This is a genomic window from Janthinobacterium tructae (genome assembly GCF_006517255.1).
Taxonomy (GTDB): domain Bacteria; phylum Pseudomonadota; class Gammaproteobacteria; order Burkholderiales; family Burkholderiaceae_D; genus Janthinobacterium; species Janthinobacterium tructae.
Map to the genome: position 1 here is coordinate 2,197,729 of NZ_CP041185.1, position 11,952 is coordinate 2,209,680.

Consider the following 11,952-nt stretch of genomic DNA (forward strand, 5'->3'; position numbering starts at 1 on the left):
TGCGGCTTTGCCGCACTAATCCGACCTACCGCCACCCCAAAAAAATGGCGGCGGACCGAAGTCCGCCGCCATTTTTCATCCCGCAGCCAACAATATTATTGTTTGATGGCTTCGATGGCGAACGTCAAAGTCACGTCATCGCTGACGGCTGGCGCATATTTGCCGGCGTTGAACTCCGAGCGCTTGATCTTGGCCGTGGCGTTGGCGCCGCAAGCGTCTTTTTTCAGCATCGGGTGCGGTGCGCAGGCGAACGAGGTGACGGTCAGTGTCACTGGCTTGGTCACGCCTTTCAGGGTCAGGTTGCCTTCCACGGAGGCCAGCTTGTCGCCGTCGAAATTGAACTTGGTCGATTTGTAGGTGGCGACCGGGTACTTGGCCGTATCGAGGAAGTCTTCGCCCTGGATGTGCGAGTTGAACAGGGTCGAACCCGTATCGACGGACTTGGTGTCGATCAGCACTTCGACGGCGCCCGTCTTGGCGGCGCGGTCCAGCGTGACCTTGCCGGTGGTGTTATTGAAACGGCTTTGCTGCGTCGAGAAGCCCATGTGGGTGTACTCGAAACGGGGGAAAGTGTGGCTGCCATCGATGACATAGACTTCAGGTGCGGCAACGGCGGACAGCGAGAAGCCGGCGGCGGCGATAAAAGCGAGCAGTTTTTTCATTGTAGATTCCTGATAAAAAGTGGAGGATGTCAAAACCGCAAGCAGCTGCAGGCGAACGACGCATGCGGCTGATTGTCTGGCTTCAGTTACAACAGATTATGCATGGCATGAAGATCGATGTAAAACGCAAAATATACCTAGTTAGCATCGATAAAATCGATAATAACAACGATGATGTCCACGACAGCGCCTTCTGCTGCCGATTATTGTCTGCATTGCCCAAAATATCCAGCGTTATCCGGCGCCGCCGAATGCATCAAATGAGAATGATTCTTGTTATTATTCTATAGGATGGGTATCATCGCGGCCTTGGCGCGCATGCAGCGTCGCCTTGATTCCTCCATAATGGGGCAGAACCCAGAGCAGAAAAAACCATGACGGCCACCCGCCACGATACGAGCACAGTGAACGCGCACCCCACCACCTCCCCGTCCCGCAGCCAGGGCATGACCGCCGGCGTCTTCGCCTGATGCAGGAGCCGCACGCCCAGACACCCCTGCGCGAAGCGCACGGCATGCGCCTGCGCCGCTGGGCCTGGACCGCCGCCGGCGCCTTGATGGTGCTGCTGGGGATCATCGGCGCCATGCTGCCCGTCATGCCGACGACGATTTTCCTGATCCTCGCCCTGGCCTGCTTCAGCCGCGCTTCGCCGCGCCTCGAGCACTGGCTGCTGCAGCATCCCCGCTTCGGCCCGCCGCTGCGCCAGTGGCGCGAACACCGCGCCGTCTCGCGGCGCGGCAAGACCATGGCTTGCCTGGGCATGGCCATCGGCTTTGTCGCCATGTGCCTGGGCCATCCGCCGTGGTGGGTCATCGCCATGGTGGGCGCCATGGAAATCGCCGTCCTCGTCTACCTGTTGCGGCGGCCCGAAGGCCCTGCCGCCAGCGGAGCAGAATCTGCCCGCGAAGAGGGCCATGGCAGGCAGTAAACGGCCCCGCCCACGTCAAAAAAACGCCAAGTCAGGCGAACCACACATAAAAGCGCCGCGATGCTCACGCAGGGCGCGTCGAACTTTTCACCAACAAGCGGCTCCACCACGCCAGTCCACGCGATTAAATTCGGCAGGAGCGCCATTTTTCCGCTTTTTCAACTTGAAAACCGGCGCATAGACATTATTTGCATATTCAAAGCAAGATTCTGTCGTAGGAGTAATAACACGATCGGAGGTATACTACGCAACCGACGTAGCAGGCCGGGCGATTTGGCCCCTGCAAACAAGCCTGTCACGGTCCAATAAAAAAGGAAACACTGCATGACCACACCACCCCGTACGCCGGTGATTCGCATCGATGGCGCGAACAAGACCTTCGCGCTGCCCAAGGGCGAACAATTCCACGCGGTCAAATCGGTCACGCTGGACGTCTATCCCGGTGATATTTTCGGCCTGATCGGCAAGAGCGGCGCCGGCAAATCCACCCTGCTGCGCCTGATTAACCTGCTCGAGCGTCCCGACAGCGGCACCATTACCGTGGCCGGACGCGAACTGACCCGCCTGGGCAAGAGCGAACTGCGCGACGCGCGCCAGAATATCGGCATGATTTTCCAGCAATTCAACCTGCTGCAAAATGCCAGCGTCTTCGACAACGTCGCCTTCCCCTTGAAAATCCATGGCACCACCAAGGGCGAACAGATCGCCGCCCGGGTCGAGGAATGCCTGGCCCTGGTGGGCCTGTCCGACAAGCTGCACAGCTATCCGGCGCAATTGTCCGGCGGGCAGAAACAGCGCGTGGCGATCGCGCGCGCCCTGGCCAGCCACCCCGACGTGCTGCTGTGCGACGAGCCGACGTCCGCGCTGGACGCGGAGACCACGCGCGCCCTGCTCGACACCCTGCGCGACATCAATGCGCGCCTTGGCGTGACCATCGTCATCGTCAGCCATGAGCTGTCGGTGCTGGGCGCCATCTGCAACCGAGTCGCCGTCGTGGAAAACGGCGCCATCGCCGAACAATTCGATTTGAGCGACACGGCCACCCCGCGCAAGACGGCGCTGGGACGCGAGCTGGCGTATTACGGCACCGAGGCGTTTGAAGCCACCGCATGGAAGGATGCAACACATGTTTGAAGAATCGATCACTAACGTCGTCAATCTGCTGCCGGAAATCTGGGTCGCGCTGGGCCAGACCATGACCATGCTGGGCATCGGTCTCACGGCCGCCATTCTGATCGGCGGCCCGCTGGGCATTGTGCTGTTCCTCGTTTCGGAAGGCCAGTCGCTGGAAAACCGTCCGCTGTCGACAATTTTGGGCTGGCTGGTGAATACCGTGCGCAGCTTCCCCTTCATCATCTTGCTGGTCGCCCTGACGCCGTTTACGCGCATCATCGCGGGCACCTCCATCGGCCCGCTGGCAGCTGCCGTGCCCCTGTCGTTCGCCGCCATTCCCTACCTGGCGCGCCTGGTGGAACAGAACCTGCGCGAGGTGCCGCGCGGCGTGATCGAGGCGGCGCACGCCATGGGCGCGTCGGAAATGCAGATCATTTTCCGCGTGCTGCTGGTCGAAGCGCGCTCCGGCCTGGTGCTGGCGCTGACCGTGCTGTCGATCAGCTTCCTGTCGTATTCGGCCGTAGCCGGCGTGGTGGGCGGCGGCGGCATCGGCGACCTGGCCATCCGCTACGGCTACTACCGCTTCGAGACGGACATCATGGTCGTCACCGTGGCCATCCTGATCGTGCTGGTGCAAACCATCCAGTTCGCCGGCACGCGCATCGCCAAGCGCCTCGACAAACGTTAATTCATATTCAGTATTTCAGTACAAGGAAAAGCATGAACCATCTTCGCCGCAATCTGCTCCTGGCAGCCGCCAGTCTGGCCTTCGCCACCGCCGCCCACGCCAAGGACCCGAAAGAACTCGTCATCGGCACCAGCTCCGGCCCGTATTCGGACCAGCTGAAGCTGGGCATCAAGCCTATCCTGGAAAAACAGGGCTACAAGGTCAAGATCGTCGAATTCAACGACTATGTGCAGCCGAACTACGCGCTGGCCGAAGGCTCGCTCGATGCCAACGTGTTCCAGCACATCGTGTACCTGACCAAGTTCGCCACCGATAACAAGCTGCCATTGAGCGCATTGATCACCGTACCGACCATGCCGATCGGCCTGTACGGCGGCAAGCAAAAAACCCTGGCGGAAGTCAAGAACGGCGCCACCATCACCATGCCGAACGATCCGACCAACCAGGCGCGCGCGCTGGTGATGCTGGCCAAGATGGGCTGGATCAAGCTGAAACCGAACGTCGACCCGCTGCGCGCTTCCGAGCGCGACGTGCTGGAAAACCCGAAGAAGCTGAAACTGGTGCCGCTGGAAGCGGCGCAGCTGCCGCGTTCGCTGGCCGACGCCGACTACGCTTTCGTCAATGGCAACTTCGCCCTGGCCGCCGGCATGAAGCTGACCTCGGCCCTTAGCGTGGAAAAGATCTCGGACAGCTATATCAACCTGGTGGCCATCCGCACGGCCGACAAGGCCAAGCCATGGGTCAAGGACCTGGAAGCGGCCTACCGTTCGCGCGCCTTCCTCGACGCGACGAACAAATACCTGGCCGGCTACGAAAAGACGGACTACCAGCTGGCGCTGGAAAAGACGCTGAAAAAATAAACTGCTAGATGTAATGCAAAAAGGACGGCCAAGGCCGTCCTTTTTTATTCTGCGCGCCACACGGGCGCTGTCACGCCATGCTTAGAAGCGATAACCCACGCCTACGCCGATCAGGACAGGGTCGATCTTGACTTCGCTGGCCTTGGCGGCACCGACGAAGACGTCGCTGCGGATCTGGACTTTTTTGATGTCAAAGTTCAGCGACCAGTTTTTGTCCAGCTTGTAGTCGACGCCGGCTTGCAGCGAGAAGCCCCAGCTGTCGTGCTCCAGGCGGCCAGCGCCATTCAGCAGTTTCACGCTCGAAATATTCGTATAGTTCACGCCTGCACCGACGTATGGGCTGAACTGTTTTTCAGGCATGAAGTGGTATTGCAGCGACAAGGTCGGCGGCAGATGCTTGAACGTACCGATATTTTGGCCACCCAAGGTGACGTCATGCTTTTGCGGATACGTCAGGATCAGCTCGGCAGCGATGTTCGGCGTGAAGAAATACGAAATATCGATTTCAGGAATCGTCTTGCTGCTGACGTGGATCGTGTCCGATGCGCCGACGCCACCAACAGGGGTGGATTTGTTTGCAGGATCGATGTGCACGGCGCGCGCGCGCACCAGCCATGGGCTTTCCTGCGCCATTGCATTACCGGCGAATGCGCCGATGGCGGCCAGGACGATTGCTGCTGCAGTTGCGGACTTCTTCATTCTAGTTCCCTCTTTTTTGTCGTTAAGTAACGCTGCGAAGTCTAAGAGTGCAGTGCAACAAAAACTTTGATCCACATCAAATAGTGCTAGATGGCATCACTAAAGGGATTTTTTTCTTTACCCAGGTCAAGAAAATGCGGCATTGCAAAATTAAGCCGGCTCGGCGAACAGACTGGCGAGCCAGTCTGCAAACACGCGCACGCGCGGCGACAATTGCCGCTGATGCGGATACAGTACGGACACCGGCAGCGGGTCGGGACGCATGGCCGACAACACTTCCACCAGCTCACCGGCGGCCAGCGCCTGCTGCAGATGGTAGCGGGGCGCCTGGATCAGGCCCAGGCCCGCGCGGCAGCAGGCGTGATACGCCTCGGCATTATTGACGGATACCGTGCCCGGCAAGGCCACGCTGTGGCGCTGGCCGTCCACCTTGAAATCGAAGGGCCAGACCTTGCCCGTCTGGGCGGAAAAGAAATTCACGGCGCGGTGGCCCGCCAGTTCCGCCAGATTGCGCGGCGTGCCGTGCACGGCCAGGTAGCCTGGGCTGGCGCACGTCAGCTGTTCCAGCAGCGCTACGCGGCGCGCCACCATCGACGAGTCGCTCAGCTCGCCCACGCGCAGCACGCAATCGACGCCTTCGCGCACCAGGTCGACGAGGCGGTCGCCCATGCCGATTTCCAGTTCGATCAAAGGGTAGCGGGCGCAGAACCGATCCAGCACGGGCAGGACGAAATGCATGGCCAGGGTCGCGTGCAGGTCGATGCGCAGCTTGCCGGCCGGCTGCTGCATCGCCGAGGAAAACACGGCTTCCGTTTCTTCCAGGTCCGCCAGCAGGCGCACGCAGCGCTGGTAATACGCCTCGCCATCAGGCGTGGGTGTCACTTGCCGCGTGGTCCGCTGCAGCAGGCGCACGCGCAGCCGCGCTTCGAGTTGCTTGATCGCATGCGTGACGGTGGCCTTCGGGTAGCCAAGGTCATGCGCCGCCTGCGTGAAACTGCGCAGCTCGACGATGCGGGTAAACAGACGCATCGCATCAAATCGGTCCATGCCCCCTCCATTGTTATTGTCTGCTGCACAGTGTAACGATTCGAGCGCCACTATTCCATATTGAACCAACACCCTGGCAGCAGTTGCCCGCCACGCAATGGCCACTTGCGCCGATGTCACTGGATACCCAACTGGCTACACCGCATAATATTTCCATTTCGCACATGCGAATGGTAATGATTATCATTTGCGATATAATGCAGGTTCACGCTTAAGCGCTCGCTCAGGCGATCATAAAAAGGAATGGGAGACATGGATATATTGAGGGAACTGCGTGAATCGGGCTTGAAAGTAACCATCCCCCGCTTGCGGATTCTGCAGCTGTTTCAAGAAGGGGGCATCAAGCACCTGAGTGCGGACGATGTCTACAAACTCTTGCTGGCTGAAAAAATCGACGTGGGCCTGGCCACCATCTACCGCGTGCTGATGCAGTTTGCCGAGGCGGGCATTTTGTTTCGCCGGCACTTCGAATCGGGCCATGCCGTCTTCGAACTGAATGAGGGCCAGCACCACGATCACCTGGTCTGCACCGGTTGCGGCAAGGTCGATGAATTCGTCGATGAAGGCATCGAACTGCGCCAAAATGAAATCGCCACCGAGCGGGGCTTCGTGCTGCACGAGCACGCGCTGTCGCTGTACGGCACCTGCGCCGAATGCACGGCGAAGAAAGTCCCGCCGCGCAAAGCCTCCTGAGGCAGCGCGCAAGCTAGCGCCTGGCAAGCCACCTGCGCTACACTGCGTGCGCCGCAGCTCAACAAGGGACAAGCATGTACATCGGAGAAATCGCCCGCCTGGCGGGGACCTCGCCCAAGGCCTTGCGCCACTATGAAACGCTGGGCTTGCTGGGCGACGTGCGCCGCTCGGGCGCCTACCGCGTCTACACGCAGCAAGACCTGGCGCAAGTCAGACTGATACGCCAGGCGCAAGCGCTGGGCTTCCGCCTGGCCGAACTGCTGCCCATCCTGGCCGGCGACGAGACCGACTGGGCCGCCCTGTCGCAGCACATCGCCGCCAAGCGCGCGCAGATACAGCAGGACATCGCGCGCCTGCGCCAGCTCGACGCGCAACTGGACGACATCGACACGGAAATCCGCGACTGCCTGGCGCGACAGCACCTTTCAGCGGCCGCTTGACTCTGCCACTAGGGGCAGGCTTTAGCATGCAAGTTGTTCTTTAACGGAAAGCCTGCAGCATGAGCAACATTACACCGAAACACATTTTAATTCTTCTCGGCCACCCGTCCAGCGACAGTTTCTGCGCCGCCCTGGCCGAAGCCTACGCCGCCACGGCCCGCAACGAAGGCCATACCGTGCGCGAGCTGCGCCTGGGCCAGCTGGACTTCGATCCCATCCTGCACGAAGGCTACCGCCAGGTGCAGCCGCTGGAAGCGGACTTGCTGGCGGCCCAGGAAGCCATCAGCTGGGCCGAACACCTGGTGTTCGCCTACCCCATCTGGTGGGGCGGCGCGCCGGCCCTGCTGAAAGGCTTTGTCGACCGCGTCTTCCTGCCCGGCTTTGCCTTCAAGTACCGCCCGGGCAAGGCTTTCCCGGCCCAGCTGCTGAAGGGCCGCACGGCCCAGCTCCTGGTGACGATGGACACGCCACCCTGGTATTTCCGCTGGGCCTATCACATGCCCGGCATCCACCAGCTGCGCAAGACGACGCTGGAATTTTGCGGCGTCAAGCCCGTCAAGGTGGCCAGCTTCGGCCCCATCCTCGATTCCACCGAAGTGCAGCGCGCGCGCTGGCTGGAGCAGGCGCAGGCGCTGGCCCGGCGCCTGTAGGGCTGGAAACGGATTGCCATGCAGCCATCTTGCATACGGTTTTGACAAGCTGGTAATCAAGCCGTCACATTCCAGGGCTACCATGATGATATTGCCTGTTTGTCAGTCGCCTTGCCGTCGCGACAACAAGGGCCCGCTCGTCATGTAAAGGTAGCCGCTGTGGAGTTCAACGCTTCTCGATTGCATCTTCCCCGTTATCGCACCTCCGTGGCGTTCGATCTGTGCATACCCACGGAATCGGTGCAGGCCGACGCCAGCAATTTCGCCGTGCTGGAGCTGTTCACGGAACGGCGCGACATGATGAGCCTGCCAGTCACGGAGCAGCAGAAACCCATCGGCTTGATCAGCCGCAACATCTTCATGTCGCAGATGTCCAAGCCCTTTTATCACGAGGTGTACGGCAAGAAGAGCTGCATCGCCTTCATGGACAAGGAACCGCTGATCGTCGATGGCGCCATGAGCATCGAAGACCTCACCTTCCGCGCCGTGGAAGCGGGCGAAAAGGCGCTGGCCGACGGCTTCATCATCACGGAAGGTGGCGCGCTGGCCGGCGTGGGTTTCGGCTTGCAGCTGATGAACGTGGTGGCCACCATGCAGGCGGAAAAGAACCGGCAAATCATGCACAGCATCGATTACGCCAGCGTGATCCAGCGCGCCCGGCTGCGCACATCAAGCGCGGAATTGCGCGCCACCCTGCCCGACGCGCACCTGGAATGGCAGCCGCGCGACGTCGTCGGCGGCGATTTTTACTTCTTCGAGCGCCACGCGGGCGGCTGGTTTGCCGCCATCGCCGACTGCACCGGGCACGGCGTGCCGGGCGCCTTCATGACCCTGATCGCCTCGTCGGCCCTGAGCCAGGCACTGCGCGAACTGGGGCCGCGCGATCCGGCCGCCCTGATCGGCGCCGTCAGCCGCTCCATCAAGACCTTGCTGGGCCAGGACGGCGCCGGCAGCGACAACGCAGGCCACGCCGGTTCGAACGACGGCATGGATTGCGCCTTCCTGTGTTACGACGACGCCAGCGCCAGCCTGCGTTTCGCGGGGGCGAAACTGGCGCTGTACGTGGTGGCGCCGGGCGAAGAGGCCGTGCGCGCCATCGACGGCGCGCGCATGGGCGTGGGCTATGTCGATACGCCGCCCGGCTACTGCTGGCACAACGAGACGCTCGCCATACCCGCCGGCAGCCTGCTGTTCATCACGACCGACGGCTTGCTCGACCAGATCGGCGGCGCGCGCGACATCGCCTATGGCAAGCGGCGCATGCGCGAGCAGCTGCTGGCGCAGCGCGACGCTCCCGCCGGCGACGTGGCGGCGGCGCTGCTGCAGGACAGCGCCGCCTGGCAAGGCAAGCAACCGCGCCGCGACGACCTGACCTTTTTCTGTTTCCGCCTGTAGTTTTGGCGCCATCGAAGCACCTTATCAACAAGAAACCGGGTCACCGGCTAGCCAGGAGCACGGACGTGCTGTACGAAGAATTCAACGAGTTTTGGGATGTGGCGCGCAAGCGCAACATCATCTTTTTTTACGTGGGCTATTTCTCGCAGCACGTGGTGAGCGCCATTTCCGAAACCATCAAGGCGCGCCTCGACACGGCCGGCGCGGCCGGACCCACGCGGCGGCGCATCTTTTCCTCGTTCATCGAGATGTCGCAAAACATCATGCACTATTCCGCCGACAGCCTGACGCCCGATGCGCAGCTGGACCAGCAGATGCGGCGCGGCTCGTTTTGCATCGGCACGCGCGGCGACAGCTTCTTTCTGCTGTGCGCCAACCCCGTCTCGACGGACAACGTGGCGCAGATCCGCGCCCGCCTGGAGCCGCTGCACACGATGACGATGGAAGAAATCCGCCTCGCCTACAAGAAGGCCCTGCGCGAGGAAGCGCCGGCCGACAGCAAGGGCGCGGGCCTGGGTTTTCTCACCATGGCGCGCGACGCCAGCGAGCCGCTGGAATTCGAATTCGTCCAGGACCCACAGGAGCCGGGGCACACCATCTTCTGCATCAAAGCCATCATTTGAAAGAGCCGACTCAGGAAAGCATATGCAATTACCGTCACCACTGTTCATCGCCGCGACCCCGTGTTCGCCCGAAATCGACTTCCGTTTCGAGCAGCACACCCTGTCGATCAAGGGCGAGTCATATCCGGAAAACGCGGCCGCCTTCTATGGCCCGCTGATCGCCACCGTGCGCGCCTATCTGGACGCCTGCGGCGAGAGCGCCATCACAGTCAACGTCTCGCTGGCCTACTTCAACAGCTCCAGCACGAAGATGCTGTTTACCCTGTTCGACACCCTGAACCAGGCGGCCATCGACGGCAACCAGGTGCGCCTGAACTGGTATCACGACGAAGACGACGACACCATCCTGGAGTTCGGCCAGGAGCTGCAGCAGGATTTCACGGCGCTCGATTTCTGCGACCATCCCGTGCGAGGCAGCTAGAGCATGCACGCCGCCATCTCCGAGTCCGGCCTGGAACCCGACCTGTTCACCGTGGAAGCGGCGGCGCTAGCTGCCGCGCGTCGCATGCACGCCGACGTCCATGCCAGCGGCGAGGCGCAGCGCCGCGTGCTCGGTGAACTGATCAATCACTACGAACGGCTGATGCGCGAGACACGGCGCCTGATCGGCCGCAGCGACCGCGCCGAGCGCGACATGCATTTGCTGAACCGGCAATTGCAAACCCTGGCCGGCCAGCTCGAATACCGCGCCACGCACGACCCGCTGACGGGCGCCCTGAACCGCGGCGCCGTGATCGAGCATGCCTCGCACTGCCTGGCGCAGGGCGACATGGCCCTGATCGTGCTCGACATCGACCTGTTCAAGCAGGTCAACGACGATTTCGGCCACCCGGCCGGCGACGGCGTGATCCAGGCCGTGGTTGACTGCCTGAAGGGATTATTGGGACAGGAGACGGCCATCGGCCGGGTCGGCGGTGAAGAGTTTTCCGTGGTCTGGCCCACCTCTTCGCGCGACGAGGCGGCGCACATCGCGCAGCGCATCTGCGAGAGCGTCGGCCGCCAGCGCCATGCGGCGCCCATCACGCGCGCCATTACCGTCAGCGTGGGCCTGAGCTGGAACCGCGCCGGCACGCCGTTCGAGACGGCCTACAGCCATGCGGACCAGGCCCTGTACCAGGCCAAGCGCGAAGGTCGCAACTGCGTGCGCCAGTGGCTGGAAAGCTGACTCAAAGCACTGCCTCAGCGCAGCTGTTCGCGCGCCATGCTGCCGTCGCGGCGCATGGCGGCAGCGGCGCGCTGCATGGCAGCCACCTGCGCCTCGGGTACCTTGAGGTTACAGGCCAGGTAAGTCTGCACGCGATTAAAGGTCAGCAGCGGTTCCACCTTGCCCTCCCACTCCTTGCCGGCAAACGGCTTGCTGCCCACCGCCATGCCCACGGCCCACAGGTCGATGCGCCCCAGCAGCAGTTTTTGCGGATTGAGCCACTCCTGCGTCACGGGCGCCACGTTCAGGCCATGCTGGCGCAGGTAGTCGTCGCGTGCGTCGCCCAGCACCGTGCCGATCACCAGGCCGCGCGCATCGGCCAGCGTGCGCAGCGTCAGATGCCGCTCGGCCAGGCCATACAGTACCCACTCCGCTTCGTTGAGGGGGCCGATCCAGCGAAATTGCGCTTCGCGCTCTTGCGTGCGGCTGGTGGAAAAGATGCAGGTATCCGGCTCGCGCAGCGCCTGCGCATACGCGCGCTTCCACGGCAGCAATTCAATACTGTAGGCGATGCCGGCGCGCGCCATGATGTCGCGCACCTTCGTCGTTTCGCGTCCGACAACGACATTACCTTCCATCATGCTCGATGGCGGCAAGTGCTCGCCAACGATGCGCAGGCCAGCCGCCGCGGCCAGCACCGGCATCAGCAGCGCCAATGCCAGCAGCCGCGCCATGCTTGCTTGTTTCATGCTTGCTTTCATCTGCTACAGGGGATTCAAACCGATGTTACCATCGCCCCGTGCCGGCATCGCCGCATATTATCAATTACACCATCTATTTTCCGCAACGTGGCAACAGGCCAACGCCGGGACGATCAGCATGCAGGGGGAAGGAAGAATCACTGGCGGAAAACAGTAGGAGTCGAACCTACGGGAGAACGTCTGACGCCCTCCACCGGGTTTGAAGCCCGGCCACATCACCGGATGAGTGTGCTTTCCGCGGTGCCTGAG

General features: G+C 61.9%; 15 protein-coding genes and 1 tRNA gene. 11 read left to right on the forward strand and 5 right to left on the reverse strand.

Annotation, left to right across the window (positions count from 1 at the left end):
* Positions 1-95 precede the first annotated feature (95 nt).
* Positions 96-662, reverse strand: coding sequence for a YceI family protein (locus FJQ89_RS09545; RefSeq protein ID WP_100873620.1), 567 nt, complete (start codon positions 660-662; stop codon positions 96-98).
* 469 nt (positions 663-1,131) lie between these two features.
* On the opposite strand from FJQ89_RS09545, the gene FJQ89_RS09550 reads away from it, so the two are divergent.
* The 4 genes from FJQ89_RS09550 to FJQ89_RS09565 all read left to right on the forward strand — a co-directional run bounded on the left by FJQ89_RS09550 (position 1,132) and on the right by FJQ89_RS09565 (position 4,251).
* Complete coding sequence (locus tag FJQ89_RS09550) at positions 1,132-1,590, forward strand: YbaN family protein (RefSeq protein WP_423245197.1); 459 nt, start codon at positions 1,132-1,134, stop codon at positions 1,588-1,590.
* A 324-nt stretch (positions 1,591-1,914) separates the two neighbouring features.
* Positions 1,915-2,724: a methionine ABC transporter ATP-binding protein gene (locus tag FJQ89_RS09555; RefSeq protein ID WP_099763162.1), complete on the forward strand. Its 810-nt coding sequence runs from the start codon at positions 1,915-1,917 to the stop codon at positions 2,722-2,724.
* A complete protein-coding gene (locus FJQ89_RS09560; RefSeq protein ID WP_141170015.1) occupies positions 2,717-3,391 on the forward strand; it encodes a methionine ABC transporter permease in 675 nt (224 codons plus the stop codon). Before FJQ89_RS09555 ends, FJQ89_RS09560 begins: the two co-directional genes overlap by 8 nt.
* Positions 3,392-3,423: 32 nt before the next feature.
* Positions 3,424-4,251, forward strand: coding sequence for a MetQ/NlpA family ABC transporter substrate-binding protein (locus FJQ89_RS09565; RefSeq protein WP_121669993.1), 828 nt, complete (start codon positions 3,424-3,426; stop codon positions 4,249-4,251).
* Between the two features lie 81 nt (positions 4,252-4,332).
* On the opposite strand, the gene FJQ89_RS09570 is transcribed toward FJQ89_RS09565, so the two are convergent.
* Positions 4,333-4,950: an OmpW/AlkL family protein gene (locus tag FJQ89_RS09570; protein ID WP_141170016.1), complete on the reverse strand. Its 618-nt coding sequence runs from the start codon at positions 4,948-4,950 to the stop codon at positions 4,333-4,335.
* A gap of 150 nt (positions 4,951-5,100) precedes the next feature.
* A complete protein-coding gene (locus FJQ89_RS09575; protein WP_141170017.1) occupies positions 5,101-5,997 on the reverse strand; it encodes a LysR family transcriptional regulator in 897 nt (298 codons plus the stop codon).
* A gap of 252 nt (positions 5,998-6,249) precedes the next feature.
* On the opposite strand from FJQ89_RS09575, the gene fur reads away from it, so the two are divergent.
* The 7 genes from fur to FJQ89_RS09610 all read left to right on the forward strand — a co-directional run bounded on the left by fur (position 6,250) and on the right by FJQ89_RS09610 (position 10,963).
* Complete coding sequence (gene fur / locus FJQ89_RS09580; protein WP_099763157.1) at positions 6,250-6,690, forward strand: ferric iron uptake transcriptional regulator; 441 nt, start codon at positions 6,250-6,252, stop codon at positions 6,688-6,690.
* Positions 6,691-6,764: 74 nt separating this feature from the next.
* Entirely contained in the window at positions 6,765-7,130 is a 366-nt protein-coding gene (locus tag FJQ89_RS09585) for a MerR family transcriptional regulator (RefSeq protein ID WP_141170018.1), read from the forward strand.
* A gap of 59 nt (positions 7,131-7,189) precedes the next feature.
* A complete protein-coding gene (locus FJQ89_RS09590) occupies positions 7,190-7,780 on the forward strand; it encodes an NAD(P)H-dependent oxidoreductase (RefSeq protein WP_205704591.1) in 591 nt (196 codons plus the stop codon).
* A gap of 180 nt (positions 7,781-7,960) precedes the next feature.
* Positions 7,961-9,175 (forward strand): SpoIIE family protein phosphatase, encoded by a 1,215-nt coding sequence (locus tag FJQ89_RS09595; protein WP_205704592.1) that lies wholly within the window; start codon positions 7,961-7,963, stop codon positions 9,173-9,175.
* A 65-nt stretch (positions 9,176-9,240) separates the two neighbouring features.
* On the forward strand, positions 9,241-9,798 hold the full coding sequence (locus FJQ89_RS09600) for a SiaB family protein kinase (protein WP_071076508.1): 558 nt from the start codon (positions 9,241-9,243) through the stop codon (positions 9,796-9,798).
* Between the two features lie 22 nt (positions 9,799-9,820).
* The gene (locus FJQ89_RS09605) at positions 9,821-10,219 is read left to right on the forward strand and encodes a DUF1987 domain-containing protein (RefSeq protein ID WP_141170020.1); all 399 of its coding nucleotides are present in this window, start codon (positions 9,821-9,823) and stop codon (positions 10,217-10,219) included.
* Between the two features lie 3 nt (positions 10,220-10,222).
* Complete coding sequence (locus FJQ89_RS09610) at positions 10,223-10,963, forward strand: GGDEF domain-containing protein (protein WP_141170021.1); 741 nt, start codon at positions 10,223-10,225, stop codon at positions 10,961-10,963.
* 14 nt (positions 10,964-10,977) lie between these two features.
* On the opposite strand, the gene FJQ89_RS09615 is transcribed toward FJQ89_RS09610, so the two are convergent.
* Together FJQ89_RS09615 and FJQ89_RS09620 are read right to left on the reverse strand one after the other, a co-directional pair.
* Entirely contained in the window at positions 10,978-11,691 is a 714-nt protein-coding gene (locus tag FJQ89_RS09615) for a substrate-binding periplasmic protein (RefSeq protein ID WP_243136498.1), read from the reverse strand.
* A 153-nt stretch (positions 11,692-11,844) separates the two neighbouring features.
* Positions 11,845-11,940: transfer RNA gene (locus FJQ89_RS09620), tRNA-Sec, on the reverse strand.
* Positions 11,941-11,952 lie beyond the last annotated feature (12 nt).

Bases quoted from the DNA above. Each gene is read 5' to 3' on its own strand.
- FJQ89_RS09545 (WP_100873620.1), bottom strand. From the start codon at position 662: ATGAAAAAACTGCTCGCTTTTATCGCCGCCGCCGGCTTCTCGCTGTCC.
- FJQ89_RS09550 (WP_423245197.1), top strand. From the start codon at position 1,132: ATGCAGGAGCCGCACGCCCAGACACCCCTGCGCGAAGCGCACGGCATG.
- FJQ89_RS09555 (WP_099763162.1), top strand. From the start codon at position 1,915: ATGACCACACCACCCCGTACGCCGGTGATTCGCATCGATGGCGCGAAC.
- FJQ89_RS09560 (WP_141170015.1), top strand. From the start codon at position 2,717: ATGTTTGAAGAATCGATCACTAACGTCGTCAATCTGCTGCCGGAAATC.
- FJQ89_RS09565 (WP_121669993.1), top strand. From the start codon at position 3,424: ATGAACCATCTTCGCCGCAATCTGCTCCTGGCAGCCGCCAGTCTGGCC.
- FJQ89_RS09570 (WP_141170016.1), bottom strand. From the start codon at position 4,950: ATGAAGAAGTCCGCAACTGCAGCAGCAATCGTCCTGGCCGCCATCGGC.
- FJQ89_RS09575 (WP_141170017.1), bottom strand. From the start codon at position 5,997: ATGGACCGATTTGATGCGATGCGTCTGTTTACCCGCATCGTCGAGCTG.
- fur (WP_099763157.1), top strand. From the start codon at position 6,250: ATGGATATATTGAGGGAACTGCGTGAATCGGGCTTGAAAGTAACCATC.
- FJQ89_RS09585 (WP_141170018.1), top strand. From the start codon at position 6,765: ATGTACATCGGAGAAATCGCCCGCCTGGCGGGGACCTCGCCCAAGGCC.
- FJQ89_RS09590 (WP_205704591.1), top strand. From the start codon at position 7,190: ATGAGCAACATTACACCGAAACACATTTTAATTCTTCTCGGCCACCCG.
- FJQ89_RS09605 (WP_141170020.1), top strand. From the start codon at position 9,821: ATGCAATTACCGTCACCACTGTTCATCGCCGCGACCCCGTGTTCGCCC.
- FJQ89_RS09610 (WP_141170021.1), top strand. From the start codon at position 10,223: ATGCACGCCGCCATCTCCGAGTCCGGCCTGGAACCCGACCTGTTCACC.
- FJQ89_RS09615 (WP_243136498.1), bottom strand. From the start codon at position 11,691: ATGAAACAAGCAAGCATGGCGCGGCTGCTGGCATTGGCGCTGCTGATG.